Below are 24,184 nucleotides of genomic sequence, written 5' to 3' on the forward strand. Positions count from 1 at the left end.
CGGACACTCACCCAGACCTGCCATGAGCAGGTGCGAAATGAGGTCATCATGAAAATTCGTGAACTCGCCCAGCATTGGGAAGAAAACGCCAAAGGTCGCCTGACTGACACTGGCTACACGATTCATCTGGACGTTGAGGCGGCTGCGCGACTGGCCGCGATTGCCGAGATGTACCCCAAACGGCATGCCGAAGAATTGCTTGGCGAACTGATTGGCGCAGCGCTTGAGGAGTTCGAAGCGAGCCTGCCGTATGTGAAAGGTTCGACGGTAGTGGCGACGGATGAGGAAGGTGATCCGCTGTACGAAGAAAGCGAGCACGCAATAGGAAAAACTCAAGGTCTCTTTAAAGCCGCGTAGCACATGGGTTTGCGGTCATTTCAGCGAACCATGAATGGCAAATACAGTCACAGATTTACGAACACATCTAGCCAAGCCGGAGATACCCCATGGACACCTTCAAGAACATGCTCAACGACTGGGAATCTGAGTCGCAGGAAGCCAGTGATAGGGTGGAATACACCCTCACTTTGGATAAGCATGATCTAGTCAAAATCAAAGCTTTCGCAGAAGCCTACGGGCTGGACGAAGCCACCATTACCGAAGGTTTGATCCACTCGGCAATTAAGGAAGCTGAGCAGGCCATGCCTTATGTGAAGGGTTCACAAGTCATCAGGGTTGAAGAAGGTGAAGAGATTTATGCAGATGCCGGTAAAACACCTGCATACGTTGAGGCTGAACAGAAATTGTCAAATACCCTTTGATTCAAGGATTGAACATAAAAAGAGGTTCTGACTCTATAAAATGGCAGGTTGGAACGGCTGAGGGCGTTTGGTCTGAACCATGACCACTTCCACCTCAAAACCCATTTCAACGATCCTTGGGAATGTCTCGATCTGACTGATAGTGAGGTTGTCTGTCCTTTTCACTTCCAGAAACTTCAGATTTTGACCATCCAAACCCAGCAGGTCAGGCCATCCCCGTGCATAGACGTTTGGCTCGATGAAATCGTGCTTGATAATGGATAGGAACCTGTCGTACCCGAACGCTCGATACACAATCGCCACATCATCGGCATCCATAGTTGAGAATTTTGGTTCACGCACATCTTGAAAAATTGTGCCGGAGCTTTCGATTGATCGAACATAGGTGTGAAAATAATCTTCTGTAAACTCGCCCAAAAACTGGGTTTCCAGATCTCGATCTACAACCCCCATGCAATGATAGTAAGGCTCAATTCCGAGTTTCTGGCAAATCGGTGACAACATCTTGCGTATAAAAAGCTCGTAGATTCCGTTCTCAATGTAAAACCAATTAATTTCTGTCGTCTCATTGAGATACCTAATTACAGATAGCTCAACGCAAGCTGCATCAGTCGAAATATCCAACTTTGAATAAGGGACATTCAATTCAATGCATTGCTTCCTACACGACGAGGAAGAGAGCTTTTGAGCTACACCTAATCGAGTTAAAAAACCGCACTCATCTATAAGACCTTTCAAATAAAGATTTTTGTTTTCAGATTTCGTGAGCTTCGCACCAGTAATTTTTTTATTAAAAATCGGCTGAATAAAATTGCTAAGATCTTGTGGCCCTCTGACATTTACTAAAAAATCTTTACGTGCCAGACCGATTAATTTTTCGTAGTACCCCGGAACCGTCATTAGAGCTTGCTTAAAATGTTCGCCTTTCGGCAATGGCAGTACAACAGACATGAGCTGTATTCGCCATTGTTTAAGGGACGACTTACTTTTTACGATGCGATCACCAGTCCTATCAAAGAATTCGCTCTCACCCATCTCATCGACGGCATTGAGAATTAGATACTTGGAGTAAATAGAATAATTGGTGCGAATACCCCTCATTTAACCCCCTCACCATTTAGATTGATATAAGAGACAACATGTTTACAAGAACCCGCTTGTAAAGGCCAGCTATCTTGAATATAGCCTACCGAAAGGCTATTCAGCTTGATCCTGTTGAAGCCGCAACTCTTCCTCTGCCTGAGCAAATAATTTTTCGTAACCTTTGAATTTACCCATTCTTGACTTGTTGAGCAGAGAAACCTCAGACAGTTTCATCAGACAACGATAAGTCTTAACGAAGATTTCGTTGTAGGAATTCTGAATGTGCTGCTCAGGTGAGCTGACTTGACCGCATTTCAGACACATTCTGACGTAGTGAGTGAGATTGTAATCATCAAGCGAGCTGAAATAATCATAATATTCAGCCTCGGTTTTTTTTGCGGCACTGTTTCTGACATCTGTACTGTTAAATCCAGACACCTTGTAGGCATGCTCAATAAGCTCAGCTAAGCTTTTCTCAACTACCAAACCATCAAAGTATTCGTCAAGTTTTTGCTGAACGTAGTCGTGTTCCGGCCAACGAAACAAATCACTCTTCTTCTGGATATTTTTATTAAATACAATCGTATCAAAGTATTTATCAATAGCTGGCTTGATTTTATCATCACGTCCGGCCTCAGTGTAAACACAAGCGACACCATCCAAATTACTAACTTCAAAATTGACAAGAGACTTTTCAATCGCCAAATCGAAAGCTTCAAACACTTTATCTTCATTATCAAGAAAAGACGCATGATAGATATTCCAAGCATTCTGCAGCAAAGCGATTTCTGAGTCATGCTTGATTTTAGCTTCAAGAGCTTTGATAACTTCCTTCAAAGACTCTTCGTCAGCATACCCCTTCTTCACCAAATCAATGATAGCAACATCAAATTCATCGCAGCGAGTAAAGCCATAGTCGTCAAGGTAATTAGTCTTTTCCTCGATAGATTTTTTCAACTTGGCTTCGACTTCATTCACTTCATCGCCGGGAAGGCCAGTATCAATATACCCTCCTCCATAATTCAGAATAAAATCGAGATCGACCTTCGCAGCATCACCGCTATATTTTGACAAAATAGCTAACGGCAAAACATGAAGAGCCTGTTCAATGACATGATCGTTAGCACCCTCCAAAGTTTTTTTAAGTAGACCAGCAAAATAATCAATCTTCTTGAGCAAGCGAATATTATTAATATCCAACCTAGTGACATTCTTTGTAAGAATTTCATGTAATTTACTATTAGTAGAAAAAACGAGCCTTACAGATTCTTCTACAGAAGGATTGAACGTCACCTCATAGTCAAATACTTTCTCATGATACGAGAAAAAATCATCGCCAGATTTTAGCGTTCCATCGTTGAGGAGCATTACAACGCGGCAGTTTTTGCTTTCAATTAACAGGGAGATTAGACCTAATACTTCTCTGTCGTGTAGCCCTGAACCCTTCCGCTCGAAATCATCGAGACAGACAAGCGTATCAGTAACGCGGAGGAACTGAAGACTCTCAACGATTGGGCCAATACCTTTAACGCCCATCGCTGATACATCATTGAACAGGGATGAACCTTTACGCATCCACCCTGCGAATCGACCTGAAATGTCTTTGAGGTTATCTTCAAACGAGCTTTCATCAGAAGCGATATGGGCACGCTCCCGATAAACCTTGTTTTCGTAGATTGATTTCTTCAAGTCTTTCAGACTATTCAGCCCAAAGAGAGAGACGTATGAGTAATTACGTTTATGGAACGAATCCCGGCTTTCAAGCACGACTTGTTTCCAAAGGTGGGTCTTACCCGTTCCCCAATCCCCTTTCAGAACAATTGCCCTATCTTTTTCTCCCTTGACGAAATCTACAAGGGCCGACTTAACTTTACTCACTGACATCAATTAGCCTCCGGCCTTGTCATTATCCTTAATGAATGAAGGATATTTTTGTGGTTGCAGAATAAAAATATATTTAACAAATTTGAGATTAAGAGCCTCGTCCAACGCTTTCTGAAAATTGGAAATGGAATGAAGGGGCGATTCATCAACAAGCAAAGATCGCCAATGTATATTATTTTCAGCATCAGACTTTTTCAGCTTCAACAAAGTCTCTATTGCTCTATGTGCGACATTGCCAACATCAGAACGCACAGTAAAACTTTGCTTGATAGTTTCATCATCAATTTCAGTATTCTCATCTAGCTCGCAGGTATTTAATATCGAGAGAGTCCTAGGCGAAAACGTGTGATTTTTTTCTCCATTGTAATCCTGCAAATAGATATCTTCTATTCTAGTTTTCCAAGTCTCTGTATCACCATCACTTCCATGAATTCCATCTTTTCGCAATTTCAGGTGCAGCCCCACGCCATCACCTAACTGGTAATGCATGTCACCGGCTAGCAGACTCATCAAACTATTCGACAAAGCTGAAAAGAAATTCACACGATAGTTTTTATTAAATCTCTCAAATAGAGAAATATCGAAAAGCGTCCAAATGCTGTGACGCTTCCAAGCAAACAATATCGGCATACCCAACAACTCAGCATACTTGATTAGTTTTTCCCTATCTTTCGCTCTAAGAGTTAGGTTTTCATCCTGCTTAGTTTTTACTTCAACCAAAACTCTGTATTGATTATTATCCGTGTTGAAAACGGCCAACAAATCAGGAACCTGAAAGGTATCTTTAGAAGATTTCGGAATTTGTTGTTGATCCAATTTATGGACAAGCGAACATTTGCCCAGCCAGCTACAGATTACGGCGAATTCGTCTTCTGCGGGCAAACCGAGATCTAGACGCAGAACCCGCTGAACCACTTGATCAGCATTTTCCCACCCACACTGTTCAAGTGCCTCATGAAGAATTCGACTCCGATCCATCAGCATAAGCTCATCCATGTATAACGTCCTCATCACTGCAAAGCAGCGGAGTTTCATCGGGTGCAATGGAAATCACCGAATCACTAGAATGGTTTGCCCTTCCAACACACCACAAAGATTGCCAGTCTTCCTTCCTAATACTTGAAAGAAAAACAATATCGAAACATGTTACTTTTTTCGACATTCTAGGCAATTGGATGACATTACCAAAAAAATCTATTGCAGGAGACTTTGCAATGATAATTTCATTGCGTTCTCTTGAGCACAAAGCCTTTATAGCCTTGCTGTCTTTATCATCAATACGAGCACTGAAAATGCTCTCCCCATAATCGAGCCTTCGAATCACATCACCTTTGAAAAGCTGGGCATAGAGTTCGATGTATCGTTCATCCTGCAGCGTCAAGTCTAAGGTCTTCAATCTGAGCTGTTCAGGGATTTTCGAGGCAATAATTCTAGAGCACTCAGCAATTTCTACTATCTTTTTCAATCGACCAAAAATCTCAGTGTAGTCACCATACGTCCCATCCCAAAGACGCATAGGCTCACCATTAAAAACTATTTCAACTGAAATCCTAGACTTGGGATATTTTACAACGAAATCATAGGCTCGTTTAATACGGTGATAATGCCTTAAATTATTGAACGGCTGCCCTAACCAACCAGCAACGTCGAAAGTATAGGTTGCTTCTACCTTGTAGCGGTCATAAATGAAATACCGATAAGTCAAGAATCCGTCTAAAGCTGAACCTTCAATATCAAACTGTTTTGAACCTTTCCCCATGAATGATTCAGTAGCAGCAAGCTCGAACTCCGAATCATCACTGACAAAATAGATACACGTTTCTAGTCGTCGTTTACTGGGAGTGAGCGTCAGCGTTCCCCCAACCATCACTTCATTAAGGTGTTCAAATAGTTTAGATCCTACGAATTTGAAATCCTTTGTAGGAATGTGAATAGGCTGCCCCACTTCAGTCATGACTTGCCATGCTTGATCAGCAGAAGCATTAGCCTCATCATCATTAAAAACTATCTGAATTGCTGGTGCAGGGTCAGCGACCGGAACCAACTGATGCACGACAGAACCGCTTGTTGCAGTGACGACAACCTTAAAATTTGGATCGATACAGTTTATTGTTTGTTCATAGCCTTCTACGACAGCAGAGACATCGAAATTTGCCGGACTGCCTGCCTTTGTAATCAGGAAGATGGTTGCTTCAAGAATCCCCGCACGAATTTCAGATTTAGCTTCGAATGGTGCCATTGGCATTACACCGACCCACCCAGACACATAGACTTGATGGCGGGCCTTCATTTCTTTTAAATGAGCTACTGTGTGAAATGTCTCTTCGTTGTCGATCAGCTTTGAGCACGAATAGCAAAGCCAGATACCGTTATCGAAATGTCTTCTCTGGGCTTTCGTTTGGCTCGCGTCAAACCGCTTGGCACCCGGCCCACTCGCAGCCGCACAGATGTGTGCAGCGACACCAATGCTATTTTTCCTGTCACCAGCATCTGTTGAGCCAACGGTGAAGACATGGCAACGCGAACAGAGGTTCGCCGCTCTCACAAGCAGCTCGATCTTAGTCACATCAGAAAAGTCGTCGCGGGTGCTTACGCTGGTTCCTTCTTCAACAACCTTTGGTGCTCTGTTCTTCCGTGGTGCCATCGTTCATAACTCGCTATCGTATGAGCGGAATCCTGTACAGGCGTTTTAACATCGAACGCTCAAGCACACCAAGTAATGGTGCTGGGATTGCCACCCGGATACGACCACTACCCTCGACCGATTTGAACTGAGCTGGGCTGTGAGGGACAACCTCGGCCACGAAATTTTCCTTCGTATAACCTATATCTGAGGACGTCGGACCTACGCCGCGTTTTCTGGCGCTGTCGCGACGGCATTTGCATGACCTCTCGGCTGTTGAAGGCAAGCAAAAACACTGACACAACCTGGATCAAAATTGTGGGAGCGGGCTTGCTCGCGAATGCGCTGGATCAGTCGACATTGAAGGTGACTGACACAGCGCTTTCGCGAGCAAGCCCGCTCCCACACTGACTGTATTTGCATCTTGAAATTGACGTGTTACCTGGCTTCTAAAACCCCGCGCGTACCGCTCTATCCCGCCAAAGTTCCCGCTTTAGAGCCTTGTCCATTCAGTCAAAAATTATTTTGGCGATTAGCCATCTTTTCTGAACTTTTGAAAAATCACTCCGGTCGGAAGCTGTAACCACGCCTGGAACGAGCGTTTCAAAAACGCCTTTCACACGACGCTTTTCGGCTCCTCGACCAGGATGGATTTAGATGTTTTCAGGAGATGCCTAATGGAGTTGAAGACCATGAAAAACCAAACCTCGTTTACCCACCTGCGCGGTCTGAAACTGGCTGCTCTGGCGATCGGCACCAGCTTCGTTCTGGCCGGTTGCGCCGGTAATCCACCGACCGAGCAATACGCCGTGACGCAATCGGCCGTGAACAGCGCCGTCAGCGCTGGCGGTACCGAGTTCGCAGCGGTCGAGATGAAGCAAGCGCAGGACAAACTGAAACAAGCCGAAATCGCCATGCACGACAAGAAGTATGACGAAGCCCGCACCCTGTCCGAGCAAGCCGAGTGGGACGCTCGCGTAGCCGAACGCAAAGCTCAGGCAGCCAAGGCTGAACAAGCCGTGAAGGATTCCCAGAAAGGTGTTCAGGAACTGCGTCAGGAAAGTCAGCGCACCGTGCAATAAGCGCGCATCCCGACCGCAAAGCTGAAACTTCTATCGATAGAAAGGACGACAAATTATGCGTAAGCAACTGATGATCCCAGCTCTTCTGGCCGCAAGCGTTGCCCTGGCTGCCTGCTCCACTCCGCCTAACCCGAATCTGGAAAACGCGCGCACCAACTACGCCGGCCTGCAAGCCAACCCGCAGGCGAGCAAAGTCGCAGCGCTGGAAACCAAAGACGCCAGCGATTACCTGGACAAAGCCGACAAGGCTTATCTGGACAAGCAAGACGCGGCCAAGGTTGACCAACTGGCTTACCTGACCAATCAGCGCGTAGAAGTGGCCAAGCAGACCATCGCCCTGCGCACCGCTGAAAACAACCTGAAAAACGCCGCTGCCCAACGTGCTCAAGCGCGTCTGGATGCCCGTGATCAGCAGATCAAACAACTGCAGGACAGCCTGAACGCCAAGCAGACAGATCGCGGTACGCTGGTGACTTTCGGTGACGTACTGTTCGCTACCGACCGTGCTGACCTGAAATCCAGCGGTCTGGTCAACATCAACAAACTGGCGCAGTTCCTTCAGGAAAACCCGGATCGCAAAGTGATCGTCGAGGGTTACACCGACAGCACCGGTACTGCCAGCCACAACCAGACCCTGTCTGAGCGTCGCGCCAACTCCGTGCGTACCGCACTGGTGAAAATGGGCGTTGATCCAGCGCGCATCGTCGCTCAGGGTTATGGCAAGGAATACCCGGTTGCCGAGAACAGCAACGCTTCGGGCCGTGCGCAAAACCGTCGTGTGGAAGTGACCATTTCCAACGACAACCAGCCGGTTGTGCCACGTTCGGCTGTTAGCTCGAACTAAGCTGTAGGCTGTAACGCAAAAAGCCCCGCCTGAGTGATCAGGCGGGGCTTTTTTGTACGGGCTGAAATGGCGGCCCCTCACCCCAGCCCTCTCCCGAGGGAGAGGGAGCCGATTTGCGTCGCCTTCAGAATTTGTGTTCGACGCGATGGATCAGGTCGGCGTATAGCGAAAGAACGCATCGATCAGTCCCCTCTCCCTCTGGGAGAGGGTTAGGGCGAGGGCTGAACCTGCAGAATCACTCTTGCAGCTTCTGCGGGGTCTCTTCACCCATGCAGCGCACGGCTTTTTTCTGCGCATTGATCAGCACACCGGTCAAACCTTTCTGCTCGGTATCAAACAACACCAGCACGCCATCAATGCACTGCGCCACTTGCGCTGCCGGCTCCAGCGAAACTTTGTAATCCTCCCCCGGCACCGTTTTGAGCATGGTGAATTCGTTGAGCAGCAACGCATCCTCGGGTTTGGCGAAGTGCAGGTAACCGTAGTACCACAGCGCCCCGACGGTGCCGAGGATGCTGCAGATACCGGTGATGATCAGCGGGATGGCGTTGCGTTCTTCAGTCATTGCGGACTCTCATCTTCAGAATTCGGGGGTGTCGGGTAATTGGGGATTTCACCGAGGCGGCGCAGGCCGTTGAAATGCTCGGGATCTTCCAGATAGCGCAGCATCACCTGGCGCCACACCGGGTCGCCGAAGGTTTGCACATGGCCGCCGCGAGTCAGTTGCAGCACGCGCGGTGGCGGCGCAGCTTGATACAGACGGATGCCGTTGGAAAGCGGTACCAGCGGATCGTCGATGCTGTGGAAGATCAGCTTCGGCACGCCATTCAGCTGCGGCATCGAGTTGATCGCACTGTCGCCATCCGGCACCAGCCACGACAGCGGTACTTGGAATGGCCAGGTCAGCCACGACGTGCTCAGCGCGTATTGGCCGACGCTGCGGTAACTGGCGGGCACGCCATCGAGCACCAACGCCTTCAGCTGCTTCTGCCGCTCCGGATGCTGCACCAGCCAATGCACGGCCATCGAACCGCCAAGGCTCTGGCCGAGGAGCACCAGCGGTTTGCCTTTGACTTCCGGCGCCTTGTCGAGCCAGGCGAACGCGGCGTCGATGTCCTGATAGATCGCCGGCAAACTCGGTTCGCCCTCGGACAAGCCATAACCGCGATAGTCGACCAGCAGCACTTGATAGCCGTTCTTCGGCAACCACCAACTGCCGCCCAGATGCATCGGCAAATTGCCGCCATTGCCGTGCAGATGCAGGACGGTGCCTTTGACCTCGACGCCGGGCTTGGCAGGCAGCCACCAGGCGTTGAGCTTCAAGCCATCGGCGGTGACCAGCGTGACGGTGCGGTAATCGAGTTTGGCTTTTTCCGGGGTGAAGATCTGGCCCGGTTCGGGGTAGAACAGCAGCGAACTGCAACCGCTGAGGGTCAGGAGCAGGCAGAAAATGCCGAGGATTCTCATCCGGTGAAACCTCGCAGAATTTGATAGTACGGTTTCAGATCGTTCCCACGCTCTGCGTGGGAATGCATCCCGTGACGCTCTGCGTCACAGTGGACGCGGAGCGTCCATGGCGGCATTCCCACGCGGAGCGTGGGAACGATCGGTCTGTAGTGGGTTAGAGGATATTGGAGTAATCCGCTTCGATCCGGTCCAGGCTCAGGTGATTGAGGAAGTTGGAGAAGCACATCCACGCCGACAACGCGTTCAAATCGCGGAACTGATCCGGCAAGTACTTCGGCGCCACCACCAATCCCTCATCCACCAACTGACGCAAGGTACGCATGTCTTCCAGCGTGGTCTTGCCGCAGAACAACAGCGGGATCTGTTCAAGCTTGCCCTTACGCACGGCCAACTGAATGTAGTTGTAAACCATGATAAAGCCCTTGAGATAGGACAAGTCTTTGGTAAATGGCAGCCCCGTCGGCGTCGAGCCACGGAACACGCGACTGGCGTTGCCGTAGCTTTCCGCCATCTCGAAGCCCTGCTCGCGGAAGAACTCGAACACCTGCAAAAAGTCCGCGCCCTCCTCGACCATGTGAATCGCGCGGGTGCGGTTGGTCAGTTTGCGCAGGCGGCTCGGGTAGGAGGCGAAGGTGATGATCTCCATCAGGATCGCCAGGCCTTCCTGGGTGACCGTCGACGACGGCGGGCCTTTGGAGAGGAAGGTGCAGATCGGCTGATTCAAACCGTTGAGCGTGGTGCCGACATGCACCAGCCCTTCGTGAACTTCCAGCGCGCGCACGTCGCGATCGTTGAACATCGCGTCGGTGCGGATCTTGATGTAATCCGCGCCCGCCGCTGCGTCAGCGACGATGCCGTCGGACTCGAACACGCGAATGGTTTCCTCGGCCTCGCCAAAAACCTTGTTCAGACGCGTCTGCAACAGGTGCACGGCGTCTTTGGCGGTGAGGGTCTTCGGCTCATCTTTCAAGTCGCCACGGCCGTCGATGTTGTTGAGGTAGTCGGACATCATCAGGCCAAGGTCGGCCAGGGTCGGGTCGCCGGCGTGGAACGCATCGGACGCGGCGCCATACAGCTCTTGCGAGATCAGACCGAAATCCTCGGTGCCGCGCGCTTCGAGCATGCGCACGACCATGCGGTATTCCTTGCACATGCGCCGCATGATCTGCCCGACCGGGTTGAACTGGCCGAGCTGACGGGTGATGTCGCGCTCGATGTTCTGGAATTCCAGTTTGACCTTGCTCGAATCGAAACTCAGTGGCCGATTGAGGTAGTAGTCGCGGTCGATCGCCGGCATTTCCTTGCCTTTGGCCTTGAGAAAACCCTTGCGGATGTTCTCGTCCCACTTGACCGCGTCGAGGACACGGATCGGCGTTTGCGCCAGCACAATGCGGTCGGACAACATGCGTATCGTCTGCTGGTAATCGTCCACCCGAAACTCCTGTAGATACGTGACGTACTGAATTTATTTGGCGCGGGCCTGGCGCTGGTAGCGCACGGCCTCGACGAAAACATCGGAATTGGCCGGATCATCGAGGTAAGCAAAGACCTTGTCGAGGCTGCTGTCGACCTGCACGCCGTCGCCATCGTCGGTCTGGAATGGCTGACCGTCGAGGGCTTTTTGCTTGATCGCTTGATTGATCTGTTCGAGATCGAGGTTGTAGACCACCAATTCGTGTTTGTCGGTGAGTTCGAAACCGGCGATGGTGACGTGGCCGCCGTACTGCGCCGGGACTTTTGCCGACAAGTACCAGCGGTTGCCGTGGCGCGAGACGGTGAACGGATAGGCTTCGCGTTCGCGGGGTTTGGCTTTGAAATACGTGACCGCCTGATAGCGATCATTGCCCAGGCGCGTCAGCTCGAGGTTCATCGGTTCACCCCAGGCATTGGTGCTCGACCATTTGCCGAGCAAACCTTTGGGCGCCGGGTCACTGGCGGTCAGCGGCTCCTTGAACGTCACCAGACAGCCACTGAGCAGCAGGAACGACAAGGCGATCAGCACGCCACGCCAGGCTTTCATTCGATACTCCCTATGAACATTCGCCGCCCTCATGGTGATCGATCGCTCCCACGCTCTGCGTGGGAGTGCATCCACTGACGCTCTGCGTCATGTCGGCAAGGGACGCGGAGCGTCCCGGGCGGCATTCCCACGCAGAGCGTGAGGAACGATCAGCGCAGTTCAGACCGACGCGAGCACCAGGTGCATGTAGCGCGTCAGAATGCCGAGCATGTCTTCTTCGGCCAAAGGCTCGGCTTCGTTGAGCAGGCCCTGATATTCCATCCGTCCGATAATCGCCGTCAACACCTTGGCATCTTGTTGCGGCTCACGCGAGCCCAGCACCTGAAACAACTGGCAGGTGCCCTGCAACAGAATCTGCTGATGCGAGCGCACCAGAATCGCCAGCCCCGGGTTAAGCAACGCTTCCTGTCGGAACGCCTGCTCGGCCATCAAATGCTCGCGACGGTTGACCAACTGCCGGTGCACATAGTCGGCCATCAACCGCGCAATGTCGTCCGCCAGTTGCGAGCGCGACTCCGGGCTGCCATCACCGCTGACGACCATCTCACGCAACAGGCCTTCGTTGTTGTTCCACAACTTGGCCATGTATTCCGCGCTGCGCTCGACGTATTGCGCGAAGGTGTCCGTCAGCAGGTCATCGATGTCCTTGAAGTAATACGTAGTCGCCGACAGCGGCACACCGGCCTCGGCCGCCACCGCACGATGACGCACGGCGCGCACGCCATCACGCACGACAATGCGCATCGCCGCGTCGAGAATGTCCTGTCGACGCTGCTCACTGCCCTGTCGGCTGGCCTTGCGACCCTGGTACTGAACACTTTCAGCGACCGCAGTGGCGATACCCGCTGCACCTTCTTGAGCTATTGCACCCATCACGACCGGACTTCCTCTGCTAATTCCAAAGTAACCAATTGATACATTTGTACCAGACAGGCAATAAAAAGCCGCCTGTTTTAGGCGGCTTTTTAACTGAAACGTTTACGCTTGCGGTCGCATGTGCGGGAACAGGATCACATCGCGGATCGACGGCGAGTTGGTCAGCAACATCACCAGACGGTCGATGCCGATGCCTTCACCGGCCGTTGGCGGCATGCCGTACTCCAGCGCGCGAACGAAGTCGGCGTCGTAGTGCATGGCTTCGTCGTCGCCGGCGTCCTTGTCGGCCACCTGCGCCATGAAGCGCTCGGCCTGGTCTTCCGCGTCGTTCAACTCGGAGTAAGCGTTGGCGATTTCACGGCCACCGATGAACAGCTCGAAGCGGTCGGTGACGTTCGGGTTGTCGTCGTTGCGACGGGCCAGCGGCGACACTTCGAACGGGTACTGAGTGATGAAGTGCGGCTGTTCCAGCTTGTGCTCGACCAGTTCTTCGAAAATCATCACCTGCAGTTTGCCCAGACCTTCGAAGCCGAGCACCTTGGCGCCGGCCTTCTTGGCGATGGCGCGGGCCTTGTCGATGTCGTTCAAATCATCGGCAGTCAGCTCAGGGTTGTACTTGAGGATCGAGTCGAACACCGACAGACGCACGAACGGCTCGCCGAAGTGGAACACCTTGTCGCCGTACGGCACGTCGGTACTGCCCAGAACCAGCTGCGCCAGCTCACGGAACAGTTCTTCGGTCAGGTCCATGTTGTCTTCGTAATCGGCGTACGCCTGGTAGAACTCCAACATGGTGAATTCCGGGTTGTGACGCGTCGATACGCCTTCGTTACGGAAGTTGCGGTTGATCTCGAAAACCTTTTCAAAACCACCAACCACCAGACGCTTCAAGTAAAGCTCCGGGGCGATACGCAGGAACATTTCCATGTCCAGCGCGTTGTGGTGGGTTTCAAACGGCTTGGCTGCGGCGCCGCCCGGAATGGTCTGCAGCATCGGCGTTTCGACTTCGAGGAAGTCGCGCTTCATCAGGAAGCTGCGGATGTGCGCGATCACTTGCGAACGCACGCGGAAAGTCTGGCGCACTTCTTCGTTGACGATCAGGTCAACGTAGCGCTGGCGGTAGCGTTGCTCAGTGTCGGTCAGGCCGTGGTGCTTGTCCGGCAGCGGGCGCAGCGACTTGGTCAGCAGGCGCACGTTGGTCATTTCAACGTACAGGTCGCCCTTGCCGGAACGCGCCAGGGTGCCTTCGGCGGCAATGATGTCGCCCATGTCCCAGGTTTTCACCGCGGCCAGGGTGTCTTCCGACAGGGTTTTACGGTTGACGTAGACCTGGATGCGACCGGTCATGTCCTGGATCACCATGAACGAGCCACGGTTGAGCATGATGCGACCGGCAACCTTGACCGGGATTGCAGCCTCTGCCAGCTCTTCCTTGGTCTTGTCCGCGTATTTCTTCTGCAGATCTTCGCAGTAGTTTTCGCGGCGGAAGTCGTTCGGGAAGGCGTTGCCCTTGGCGCGCTCGGCAGCCAGCTTTTCCTTGCGCAGGGCGATCAGGGAGTTTTCTTCCTGTTGCAGGGCTTGCGGGTCGAGTTGTTGGTCGCTCATGTCTTTAGATATTCCATCAGGTTCATTGCCTCCGGGCCTTGCGGCCCGGGGATCGCCAGCAGGCTGGCTCCTACAGGGATCGAGGTGAATCAGTCGCCCTGTATTGCGTCTTTTACAGCCCTGATTTCAGGCTGGCATACAGGTATTCGTCGATGTCGCCGTCGAGTACCTTGTCGCAGTCGCTGCGTTCGATGTTGGTGCGCAGATCCTTGATCCGCGACGCATCGAGCACGTACGAGCGAATCTGGTGACCCCAGCCGATATCGGACTTGGTGTCTTCCAGCGCTTGCGACGCGGCGTTGCGTTTCTGCATTTCCTGCTCGTACAACTTGGCCCGCAGCATTTTCATGGCGGTGTCCTTGTTGGCGTGCTGGGAACGTTCGTTCTGGCAGCTGACCACGGTGTTGGTCGGTACGTGAGTGATACGTACGGCCGAGTCGGTGGTGTTTACGTGCTGACCACCGGCACCCGAGGAACGATAGGTGTCGATCCGCAAGTCTGCCGGGTTGATTTCGATTTCCACCTTGTCATCGATCTCTGGCGAGACGAAAACCGCGGAGAACGAGGTGTGACGACGGTTGCCGGAGTCGAACGGGCTCTTGCGCACCAGACGGTGCACGCCGATCTCGGTGCGCAGCCAGCCAAAGGCGTATTCGCCCTTGATGTGCACGGTCGCACCTTTGATACCGGCGACTTCACCGGCCGACAGTTCCATGATAGTCGCGTCGAAACCGCGCTTATCCGCCCAGCGCAGGTACATGCGCAGCAGGATGTTGGCCCAGTCTTGCGCTTCGGTGCCGCCGGAACCGGCCTGGATGTCCAGGTAGGCGTTGTTCGGGTCCATTTCATGGCTGAACATGCGGCGGAATTCCAGCTTGGCCAGATTTTCCTCGAGACGGGCCAGCTCGGCGACGACATCGCCCACTGCGCCTTCGTCGTTTTCTTCGACGGCCATGTCCAGCAGATCGCGGCAATCGGCCAGGCCGGCGTTCAGTTCATCGAGGGTATCGACGATCTGCGCCAGCGCCGAACGCTCGCGGCCCAGCTCCTGGGCGTATTCAGGTTTGTTCCAGACACTCGGATCTTCAAGCTCGCGATTGACTTCAGTCAGACGCTCATGCTTTTGATCGTAGTCAAAGATACCCCCGAATAGTTTCGGAGCGCTCGGACAGGTCCTTGATGGTGTTCAGGATCGGGTTGATTTCCATGACGGGCAGCACTCGTTGGCGAACTTTTGAAAGCCGGCGAGTATAACGTAATCAGGCTGTGACGGCAGCCCGTCTGGCGGCTGCGGCGGCGATTCACTTGACGCCTTTCACCTGTAGGAGCTGCCGAAGGCTGCGATCTTTTGACTTTGATTTTAAAAACAGATCAAAAGATCGCAGCCTTCGGCAGCTCCTACAGGGGATTGCGGTGGTTATTCGATGCCGACTTGGTTACGGCCATTGTTTTTGGCCAGATACAACCCGCGATCTGCCGCCGAAATCAGCAACCGGCAATCCGTGCCCGACTGCGGCACCATGGTCGCCAGACCAATGCTGATGGTCAGGCTTACGCCTTCCGCCGGGGTGTTGTGCGGGATTTTCAGCGACGCCACGGTCTGGCGCAGCTTCTCCGCCACCAACCGCGCCCCACCCGGCGAAGTGTTCGGCAGCACCAGCGCAAACTCTTCGCCGCCATAACGCGCCGGCAAGTCCGACGGTCGCGCACTGGCGTCACGGATCGCCGTGGCCACTTTGCGCAACGCCTCATCGCCTTCCACATGACCAAAACTGTCGTTGTAGGACTTGAAGTAGTCAACGTCGATCATCAGCAACGACAACTGGCTCTGATCACGCAACGAGCGGCGCCATTCCAGTTCCAGGTATTCATCGAAATGGCGGCGGTTGGACAGCCCGGTCAGGCCATCGGAGTTCATCAAGCGTTGCAGCACCAGATTGGTGTCGAGCAATTGTTGCTGACTGACCCGCAACGCGCGGTATGCCGCATCGCGCTGCAACAACGTCATGTAAGACCGCGAGTGGTAGCGAATCCGCGCCACCAGTTCGATGGTGTCCGGCAGTTTCACCAGATAATCGTTGGCCCCGGCCGAGAACGCCGCGCTCTTGATCAGCGGGTCTTCCTTGGTCGACAGGACGATGATCGGGATGTCCTTGGTCGCCGGGTGATTGCGGTATTCGCGCACCAGGCTCAGGCCGTCGAGGCCGGGCATCACCAGGTCCTGGAGGATCACCGTCGGCTTGATCCGTACCGCCTGGGCGATGGCCTGATGCGGGTCGGAGCAGAAGTGGAAGTCGATGTTTTCCTCATTCGACAGCCCACGGCGCACGGCTTCGCCGATCATCGCCTGATCGTCCACCAACAACACCATGGCGGCGTTTTCGTCGGTTTTAATGTCGTCGATCTGTAAATCAGTCATGGGCGGTCACCTGAGTACTGCGGGGGCCAGGATTGCGGATAAATCGGTTCATTTGGGGAAAATCTCCAGCAATCGTGGCGCTATCTTTTCCAAGGGGCGGATTTCTACGGCGGCATCGATCGCGGCGGCGGCCTTGGGCATGCCGTACACCGCACTGCTTTGCTGATCCTGCGCGATGGTCAAATAACCCTGTTGACGCAAAAGCTTAAGCCCTTGCGCGCCGTCGCGTCCCATCCCGGTCAACAAAACCCCGACCGCGTCACCGTTCCAGTAGCTGGCGACGCTCTCGAAAAACACGTCGATCGAGGGCCGGTAGATCTCGTTGACCGGTTCGGCGGTGTAGGCCAGCGTGCCGTTCTTGAGTAAACGAATGTGGTGGTTGGTGCCGGCCAGCAACACTGCGCCGGCCTGTGGCGGCTCGCCTTCGCGGGCCAGACGCACATTGAGGCCGCTGGCGCTGGCGAGCCATTCGGCCATGCCGGCTGCAAACACCTGATCGACGTGCTGCACCAGCACAATCGCCGCCGAAAAATCACGGGGCAGGCCTTTGAGCAAGACTTCCAGCGCTGCCGGGCCACCCGCCGATGAACCGATCGCCACCAGTCGCTGGCGCGAGCCCGAGCTGCGCGGAGGTGTCGGTGCCGGGCGCGAGCGCGGTGCCTTGTCGCCGATCAGCCAGCCAATATTAAGGATCTTGCGCAGCAACGGCGCCGCCGCTTCCCGTGCGTCACCCGCACCGAGCGCCGGGGTGTCGACCACGTCCAGTGCGCCGTGGCCCATGGCTTCGAAGACGCGATGGACGTTCTGCTGGCGATCAACCGTGACAATCACGATCGCGCACGGCGTTTCGGCCATGATCCGCCGTGTGGCTTCGACGCCGTCCATCACCGGCATGATCAGATCCATGAGGATCAGATCCGGGGCGTTTTCGGCGCACAGTTGCACCGCCTCGGCGCCGTTGCGGGCGACCCAGACCACCTGATGCGCCGGCTCGAAGGCCAGCGCACGGCGCAGCGCCTCCACCGCCATCGGCATGTCGTTGACGATTGCGATCTTCATGCCCGCGCTCCTCCGATGAGCTCGACCACTGCGTCGAGCAGGGCGTCGTCATGAAAACTGGCTTTGGCTAAATAATAGTCCGCCCCGGCGTCCAGTCCACGGCGGCGATCCTCTTCACGATCCTTGTACGACACAACCATCACCGGCAGCGATTGCAGACGGTTGTCGCGGCGCAGCAAGGTGACCAGCTCGATGCCGTCCATGCGCGGCATGTCGATGTCGGTAATCAGCAAATCAAAATCCTCGGAGCGCAGGGCGTTCCAGCCGTCCATACCGTCCACCGCCACCGCGACGTCGTAGCCGCGATTGAGCAGCAGCTTGCGTTGCAGCTCGCGCACGGTCAGCGAATCGTCGACCACCAGCACGCGTTTGCGCGCCGCTTCCACAGCCTGATTGCCATGGCGGGCGATGCGCTCAAGGCGCCCGGTATTGAGCAGTTTGTCCACCGAACGCAGCATGTCCTCAACGTCGACGATCAACACCACCGAACCGTCGTCGAGCAAGGCCCCGGCGGAGATGTCCTGCACTTTGCCCAGACGTTCGTCGAGTGGCAAGACCACCAAGGTGCGCTCGCCAATGAAGCGCTCCACGGCCACGCCATAAATCGCGTCGCGCTCGCGGATCACCACGACTTTCAGGGTTTCGCCGCTGTTCTGGCTGGCCGGGCGATTGAGCAATTGACTCGCCGCAACCAGCCCGACATGCCGGCCTTCGTGCCAGAAATGCTGGCGACCTTCGACCTGCACGATGTCTTCGGGCTCCAGATCGCACATGCGTTCGATGTGCGCGAGCGGAAAGGCGTAGGCCTCCTCGCCGACTTCTACCACCAGACTGCGCACCACCGACAGGGTCAGCGGCACCTCCAGATGGAAACGACTGCCCTCGCCCGCCGTTTGCTCCAGTTCCACCGCGCCGCGCAACTGGCGCACCATGTGCTGCACCGCGTCGAGGCCGACGCCACGGCCGGACACTTCGGTGACCGTGTCGCGCAGGCTGAAACCGGGCAGAAAGAGGAACGTCAGCAGTTCCTCTTCGCTCAACTGCGCAGCGGTTTCGGCTGGGGATAACTGCCGTTCAATAATGCTGCGGCGCACCTTTTCCAGATCGACGCCATTACCGTCATCGCTCAGCTCCAGCACCAGCAAACCGGCCTGATGCGAGGCGCGCAGACGGATCAGGCCTTCCTCGGATTTGCCCTTGAGCAGGCGCTGCTCCGGGGTTTCGATGCCGTGATCGACCGCGTTGCGCAGCAAATGCGTTAGCGGTGCTTCGAGTTTTTCCAGCACGTCGCGATCGACCTGGGTCTTCTCGCCTTCGATCTCCAGCCGCACCTGTTTGCCGAGACTGCGGCCCAGATCACGCACCATGCGCACCTGACCGGTGAGCACGTCGGCGAACGGGCGCATGCGGCAGGCCAACGCAGTGTCGTAAAGCACTTGCGCGCGCTGGCTGGCCTGCCAGGCGAACTCGTCAAGTTCGGCGTTTTTCTCGCTGAGCAGTTGCTGCGATTCAGCGAGCAAGCGCCGCGCGTCTTCCAGAGCTTCCAGCGCTTCAAGGCTCAGCGCGTGTTCCTTGAGGTGCACGTTGAGGTTTTCCAGCGCGCGCAAGCCGTTGTTCTGCATGCGCTTGAGGCGCTGCATAGTCGCCAGATGCGGCTTGAGGCGCTGGGTTTCGACCAGCGATTTACTCGACAGATCGAGCAGGCTGTTGAGGCGTTCGGCGGTCACGCGCAGCACGCGTTCGCCACCCTCGGTGGTGCGTCGGCTTTTCTGTGGCGTGGGCTCGGGCGTTTCAACCGACGGCTCGAAAGCAGGCGCAGGCGGCGCTTCGAGTTGCAACTCGGCCATCACCGGCGCAGCAACGGCAGTTGGCAGCGCTGACGGATCGAGCAACTGCCCCATCAACGCCACGTACGCTTCGATGTCGCGCGGTTGCGGCGCATTCGCCGGCGTTGCAATGCGCATCAACAGATCGGTGCCCTGCAACAACGCATCGATGTGTTCCGGACGCAGCAACAATCGGCCTTCCTGCGCGCTGACCAGACAATCTTCCATCACGTGGGCGACGCTGACGCCGCTGTCGATGCCGACAATCCGCGCCGCGCCTTTGAGCGAGTGCGCCGCGCGCATGCACGATTCGAGTTGATCGGCCTGGGTCGGATTGCGTTCCAGCGCCAGCAGCCCGGTGCTGAGCACTTGGGTCTGCGCTTCGGCTTCGAGGCTGAACAGCTCCAGCAAGGAGGCGTCGCGCATTTGCTCGGGGGTCATGTGAGGCTCCGGGTCACGGCGGACAGCAACTGTTCTTCATCCAGCCAACGCAGGCTGCGACCGCGAAATTGCAAAACGCCTCGGGTGTATTTGGCACTGGCCTGCACCCCGGATTGTGAGGCGGCATCGAGGATGCGCTCGTCGATCGCATGAATGCCGTCGACTTCATCCACCGGCACCACCACCGGCCCGCCATGGGCGGCGATGATCAGCATGCGCGGCATCACCCGCCCGGTGCTGACCGGCGCGGCATTGGCGTCCAGATCAAGCAACTCAACCAGCGACAGACACGCCACCAGTGCGCCGCGCACGTTGGCCACGCCAAGCAAGGCCCGTGAGCGCTGGTGCGGCAACGAGTGGATCGCCTGCATTGGCGCCACTTCGACCAGACTGCGCGTTGCCAGCCCAAGCCATTCTTCGCCGAGACGGAACATCAGCAAGGAACGGGTTTTGACGTCGGTTTCAACCGCAGCGGCCACCGGATCGCGCTCATCCTGCTGCAACGAGTAACGGTCGAGCAATCGCGTGGCGGCGGCGGAATACACCGCGCAGTTGCGGCAATGAATGTGTTCTTCCAGCAGCGGACAGGACTTGTCGCCATGGATGCCGATGCGGTTCCAGCAATCGTCGATGGCCCGGGCGTCTTCGTGGGTGACGTTCAAGGTGTCGGACGCGATCATCGTTTACGCTCACTGTCGGCGGTGCGGCCGCTGCGGGCAGCGCGCTCCTGCAATCGTCTGGCACCGGCGCTGTCACCCTGGGCCTGCAGCAATGCGGCCAGGTGCATCAGCGCTTCGGGGTGTTGCGGTTCGAGGTACAGAGCTTTGCGGTAGAAACCTTGGGCTTCGAGGGTCAGGCCGGCGACATCGCTGAGCAGACCGAGCCAGTAGAACACCTGCGCCACCGGTTCGTGACTGCGCAAATACTGTTCACACGCGGCGCGGGCCTCGGCACTTTTGCCTTCGTTGGCCAGCGCGGCGATGTTCGCCAGCAGCGTTGCCGCGTCCGGGTTGGCGCTGGCGCGGGTGGTCGGCATTGGCGTCACTGCGCTGAACGGCCGATTGCGTACCGGCGTTGGCGGCGTGCTGCGTGGCGGTGGGCTGATCGGCAACGTGACCGGTTTCGGCGTCGGCAGTGGCTCGGGATGCGGATCGCTGTGACGACTGAACGCGAACGACTGCGGGATGCCGATCGAACGCATGCCCAGACGCCCGAGCAGACTGCCCTCGGCCGGGCCGATGAACAGCACGCCGTCGTCATGGGTGAGGCGTTTGAGCACTTCGAACACTTGCTTCTGCGTCGCTTGGTCGAAATAGATCAGCAGGTTGCGACAGAACACAAAATCGAACGGCGGATCGCTGGCCCACAACGTTGGATCAAGCACGTTGCCGACCTGCAAACGCACCTGCTCGCGGACGTTCTCGTTGAGCAAATGACCGTCCTGTTGCGCACTGAAATGCCGCTCACGATAAGTCAGTTCATCGCCACGAAAGGAGTTTTTGCCGTACAGCGCGCGCCGGGCTTTTTCCACCGACAGCGGGCTGACGTCCATGCCGTCGACTTTGAATTGATGCGGTTTGAGCCCGGCATCGAGCAACGCCATGGCAATCGAATAAGGTTCTTCGCCGGTCGAACACGGCAGGCTGAGGATGCGCAGCGCGCGCATGTTGTTTAGCTCGCCAAGGCGTTTCAGAGCCAGTTTGCCCAGCGTCGCGAAAGATTCCGGGTAACGGAAAAACCACGTTTCCGGGACAATCACCGCTTCGATCAGCGCTTGCTGTTCATCGCGCGAACCTTGCAGCAACTGCCAGTATTCTTCGGCGTTGGCCGCTTGCGACAGCGTGGTGCGCTGACGCACCGCACGCTCGATGATCGCCGGGCCCACCGAGGTCACATCGAGGCCGATGCGCTCTTTGAGGAAGTCGAAAAAGCGCTGATCGCTGCTCATGGCTGCCCCTCGAACTGCGCCGGACTCAGCGGCGGATCGGGGAACAGCAAGGCGCGCACGCCGTCATCGAGCAAATCGTTGACCCGCACCCATTGCACCAGCCCCTGCGCATCTTCGCGCACCGGGCCGAGGTACGGCGCCTCGCGATTGTCGAGGCCGTACGGCTGAAAATCCTGCGGGTTGCAGCGCAACGTGTCGGTGGCCTGTTCAAGAATCAGCCCGAGCCATTGCCCCGGCTGCGACTCGTCCGGGCGGTAATGCACCAGCACCAGTCGCGTGCTGGTGCGCGCCTCGGCCGGTTGACCGAATGTCAGCGCGCTGAGGTCAATCACCGGCACCACCGCACCACGATAAGCGAAGACCCCGGCGACCCATTGCGGCGCCCGCGCGATCGGTTTCAATGGCAGGCGCGGCAGCACTTCCGCCACCTCGGTCGCGCGCAACGCGTAACGTTCGCTGCCAATGCGAAACAGCAGGAACAACGCCTGCTTCGCCACCGGGGCGACGTTGCGTTTGGCGATGATTTCGCTCATCAGACTTTGAATCGCGAGACGCCGCTGCGCAGCCCAACGGCCACCTGGCTCAGTTCGTCGATGGCGAAACTGGCCTGACGCAGCGATTCAACGGTCTGGCTGCTGGCATCGCCCAACTGCACCAGCGCGTGGTTGATCTGCTCGGCGCCGGTGGCTTGCGCCTGCATGCCTTCGTTGACCATCAACACGCGCGGCGCCAGCGCCTGCACTTGATGAATGATCTGCGACAACTGCTCGCCGACCTGCTGCACTTCGGACATGCCGCGACGCACTTCTTCGGAGAACTTGTCCATGCCCATCACACCCGCCGACACCGCCGACTGAATCTCGCGCACCATTTGTTCGATGTCATACGTGGCGACCGCAGTCTGATCCGCCAGACGGCGCACTTCGGTGGCGACCACGGCAAAACCACGGCCGTATTCACCGGCCTTCTCGGCTTCGATGGCGGCGTTGAGCGAGAGCAGGTTGGTCTGGTCGGCGACTTTGACGATGGTCACCACCACCTGATTAATGTTGCCGGCCTTCTCGTTGAGGATCGCCAGTTTGGCGTTGACCAGATCGGCGGCGCCCATCACCGAGTGCATGGTGTCTTCCATGCGTGCGAGGCCTTGCTGGCCGGAGCCGGCGGCCACCGAGGCCTGATCGGCAGCGGTGGAGACTTCGGTCATGGTGCGCACCAGATCGCGCGACGTGGCGGCAATTTCGCGGGAGGTCGCGCCGATTTCGGTGGTGGTCGCGGCGGTTTCGGTGGCGGTGGCTTGCTGCTGTTTGGAAGTGGCGGCGATTTCAGTCACCGAGGTGGTTACCTGCACCGATGAGCGCTGCGCCTGGGACACCAGCGAGGTCAGCTCGGTCATCATGTCGTTGAAGCCGGTTTCCACCGCGCCGAATTCGTCTTTGCGGTCGAGGTTCAGGCGCGAGCTGAGGTCGCCGGTGCGCATGATTTCGAGGATTTTCACGATGCGGTTCATTGGCGCCATGATCGCGCGCATCAACAGCAGACCACACAAGCCGGCGGCCAGAACGGCGACCAGCAGGGAAATGATCATGCTGACTTTGGCGGCTGCCACAGCCTCATCGATATTGGCCATGGCCTGATCGGCGACTTTTTTGTTTTCGCCAATGATGTCGTTGAGCTTCATGCGGCCGGCGTACCAGGCTGGCGTGAGCTTCTCGTGGAATACCTTGATCGCATCGGCTTCCATGTTGCGTTTGTGCAAGTCGAGCACCACGTCCTGAAGTTGCAGATAGGCGTCGTGATACTTCTCGAACGCGGCGAACTCGCGGCGATCCTCGTCGGTCGCCATGGTCTTGCGGTAATTTTCCATCTGCTCCAGCAGGCGCGCCTCGAACGACTTGTAATCGGCCTCGTCTTCGCTGCTGATGCCCTGCCCTTCCTTGAGCCCCAACAGTTCCTGAGTCTGCAAATAGCTGTCGACCCACGCGCCGCGAATCATCGAGCTGTAATAAACCCCAGGAATCGCGTCGTCGCGGACACTGTTTTCACTGGCTTCGATCTTCAACAGTCGCGAATAGGAGAGCACCACCATCAGCAACATGATGGCGATAATCACCGCAAAGCTCGCCAAAATGCGTTGGCGCAACGTCCAGTTCTTCACAGTGATTCCTCGTGCCTAGGTCGAAATGCGGGGAGTATAGCCGAGGGCGGTGTTTCATTTATAAGACGCTTTTTAACCCCCGGGCCTGCCC

The 24,184-nt window shown here is 55.8% G+C and carries 21 protein-coding genes and 2 pseudogenes; 5 read left to right on the forward strand and 18 right to left on the reverse strand.

The window, feature by feature from the left end; translation table 11 throughout:
* Positions 1–48: 48 nt before the first annotated feature.
* Together KFS80_RS03275 and KFS80_RS03280 are read left to right on the forward strand one after the other, a co-directional pair.
* Positions 49–309, forward strand: a pseudogene (locus tag KFS80_RS03275) (pilin assembly protein); the annotation flags it as partial.
* 137 nt (positions 310–446) lie between these two features.
* The gene (locus tag KFS80_RS03280; protein WP_200600393.1) at positions 447–761 is read left to right on the forward strand and encodes a hypothetical protein; all 315 of its coding nucleotides are present in this window, start codon (positions 447–449) and stop codon (positions 759–761) included.
* A gap of 33 nt (positions 762–794) precedes the next feature.
* Here KFS80_RS03280 and KFS80_RS03285 read toward each other — a convergent pair whose 3' ends face one another.
* The 4 genes from KFS80_RS03285 to KFS80_RS03300 form a co-directional block, all read right to left on the reverse strand.
* Complete coding sequence (locus KFS80_RS03285; RefSeq protein ID WP_212543970.1) at positions 795–1,862, reverse strand: VRR-NUC domain-containing protein; 1,068 nt, start codon at positions 1,860–1,862, stop codon at positions 795–797.
* Positions 1,863–1,958: 96 nt separating this feature from the next.
* Positions 1,959–3,728: a hypothetical protein gene (locus KFS80_RS03290; protein WP_212543971.1), complete on the reverse strand. Its 1,770-nt coding sequence runs from the start codon at positions 3,726–3,728 to the stop codon at positions 1,959–1,961.
* A 3-nt stretch (positions 3,729–3,731) separates the two neighbouring features.
* Positions 3,732–4,724 (reverse strand): hypothetical protein, encoded by a 993-nt coding sequence (locus tag KFS80_RS03295; RefSeq protein ID WP_246541604.1) that lies wholly within the window; start codon positions 4,722–4,724, stop codon positions 3,732–3,734.
* The gene (locus KFS80_RS03300; RefSeq protein WP_246541607.1) at positions 4,717–6,372 is read right to left on the reverse strand and encodes a hypothetical protein; all 1,656 of its coding nucleotides are present in this window, start codon (positions 6,370–6,372) and stop codon (positions 4,717–4,719) included. Before KFS80_RS03300 ends, KFS80_RS03295 begins: the two co-directional genes overlap by 8 nt.
* A gap of 179 nt (positions 6,373–6,551) precedes the next feature.
* On the opposite strand from KFS80_RS03300, the pseudogene KFS80_RS03305 reads away from it, so the two are divergent.
* From KFS80_RS03305 to lptF, 3 genes and pseudogenes are all read left to right on the forward strand, one after another.
* Positions 6,552–6,650: pseudogene (locus tag KFS80_RS03305) on the forward strand (pilin assembly protein); the annotation flags it as partial.
* A gap of 378 nt (positions 6,651–7,028) precedes the next feature.
* Positions 7,029–7,433: a DUF4398 domain-containing protein gene (locus KFS80_RS03310; protein ID WP_034154861.1), complete on the forward strand. Its 405-nt coding sequence runs from the start codon at positions 7,029–7,031 to the stop codon at positions 7,431–7,433.
* Positions 7,434–7,488: 55 nt separating this feature from the next.
* Positions 7,489–8,277 carry a lipotoxin F family OmpA-related lipoprotein LptF gene (lptF, locus tag KFS80_RS03315; protein WP_053117547.1) on the forward strand — a complete coding sequence of 263 codons (789 nt, stop codon included), beginning with the start codon at positions 7,489–7,491 and terminating at the stop codon, positions 8,275–8,277.
* A 235-nt stretch (positions 8,278–8,512) separates the two neighbouring features.
* On the opposite strand, the gene KFS80_RS03320 is transcribed toward lptF, so the two are convergent.
* From KFS80_RS03320 to KFS80_RS03385, 14 genes are all read right to left on the reverse strand, one after another.
* A complete protein-coding gene (locus KFS80_RS03320) occupies positions 8,513–8,842 on the reverse strand; it encodes a PA3694 family proteiin (protein WP_212543972.1) in 330 nt (109 codons plus the stop codon).
* Positions 8,839–9,744: an alpha/beta hydrolase gene (locus tag KFS80_RS03325; RefSeq protein WP_212543973.1), complete on the reverse strand. Its 906-nt coding sequence runs from the start codon at positions 9,742–9,744 to the stop codon at positions 8,839–8,841. Before KFS80_RS03325 ends, KFS80_RS03320 begins: the two co-directional genes overlap by 4 nt.
* A gap of 154 nt (positions 9,745–9,898) precedes the next feature.
* Positions 9,899–11,149: a flavohemoglobin expression-modulating QEGLA motif protein gene (locus KFS80_RS03330; RefSeq protein WP_172680080.1), complete on the reverse strand. Its 1,251-nt coding sequence runs from the start codon at positions 11,147–11,149 to the stop codon at positions 9,899–9,901.
* Positions 11,150–11,209: 60 nt separating this feature from the next.
* Positions 11,210–11,764, reverse strand: a complete 555-nt coding sequence (locus tag KFS80_RS03335; RefSeq protein ID WP_212543974.1) for a hypothetical protein — start codon at positions 11,762–11,764, stop codon at positions 11,210–11,212.
* 159 nt (positions 11,765–11,923) lie between these two features.
* Complete coding sequence (locus KFS80_RS03340; RefSeq protein WP_159813794.1) at positions 11,924–12,637, reverse strand: TetR/AcrR family transcriptional regulator; 714 nt, start codon at positions 12,635–12,637, stop codon at positions 11,924–11,926.
* Positions 12,638–12,742: 105 nt separating this feature from the next.
* Complete coding sequence (gene lysS, locus KFS80_RS03345) at positions 12,743–14,245, reverse strand: lysine--tRNA ligase (RefSeq protein ID WP_053117529.1); 1,503 nt, start codon at positions 14,243–14,245, stop codon at positions 12,743–12,745.
* A 112-nt stretch (positions 14,246–14,357) separates the two neighbouring features.
* Positions 14,358–15,453, reverse strand: a protein-coding gene (prfB, locus tag KFS80_RS03350) for a peptide chain release factor 2 (protein ID WP_102358477.1) whose coding sequence is annotated in 2 segments (ribosomal slippage) — positions 14,358–15,380 and positions 15,382–15,453 — 1,095 coding nt in all. Because the reading frame shifts where the segments join, the coding sequence is not laid out codon by codon here.
* Positions 15,454–15,662: 209 nt separating this feature from the next.
* A complete protein-coding gene (locus tag KFS80_RS03355) occupies positions 15,663–16,664 on the reverse strand; it encodes a response regulator (protein ID WP_053117527.1) in 1,002 nt (333 codons plus the stop codon).
* Between the two features lie 48 nt (positions 16,665–16,712).
* Positions 16,713–17,723, reverse strand: coding sequence for a chemotaxis response regulator protein-glutamate methylesterase (gene cheB, locus KFS80_RS03360; RefSeq protein WP_212543975.1), 1,011 nt, complete (start codon positions 17,721–17,723; stop codon positions 16,713–16,715).
* A complete protein-coding gene (locus tag KFS80_RS03365) occupies positions 17,720–19,990 on the reverse strand; it encodes a hybrid sensor histidine kinase/response regulator (RefSeq protein ID WP_212543976.1) in 2,271 nt (756 codons plus the stop codon). The genes cheB and KFS80_RS03365 overlap by 4 nt, the downstream gene beginning before the upstream one ends.
* A complete protein-coding gene (locus tag KFS80_RS03370) occupies positions 19,987–20,670 on the reverse strand; it encodes a chemotaxis protein CheW (protein WP_212543977.1) in 684 nt (227 codons plus the stop codon). Before KFS80_RS03370 ends, KFS80_RS03365 begins: the two co-directional genes overlap by 4 nt.
* Entirely contained in the window at positions 20,667–21,938 is a 1,272-nt protein-coding gene (locus tag KFS80_RS03375; protein WP_159813800.1) for a CheR family methyltransferase, read from the reverse strand. Before KFS80_RS03375 ends, KFS80_RS03370 begins: the two co-directional genes overlap by 4 nt.
* Positions 21,935–22,471, reverse strand: coding sequence for a chemotaxis protein CheW (locus tag KFS80_RS03380; protein ID WP_212543978.1), 537 nt, complete (start codon positions 22,469–22,471; stop codon positions 21,935–21,937). The genes KFS80_RS03375 and KFS80_RS03380 overlap by 4 nt, the downstream gene beginning before the upstream one ends.
* Positions 22,471–24,093 (reverse strand): methyl-accepting chemotaxis protein, encoded by a 1,623-nt coding sequence (locus KFS80_RS03385; RefSeq protein WP_212543979.1) that lies wholly within the window; start codon positions 24,091–24,093, stop codon positions 22,471–22,473. Before KFS80_RS03385 ends, KFS80_RS03380 begins: the two co-directional genes overlap by 1 nt.
* Positions 24,094–24,184: the final 91 nt, after the last annotated feature.

This window comes from Pseudomonas rustica (assembly GCF_018336155.1).
Taxonomy (GTDB): domain Bacteria; phylum Pseudomonadota; class Gammaproteobacteria; order Pseudomonadales; family Pseudomonadaceae; genus Aquipseudomonas; species Aquipseudomonas rustica.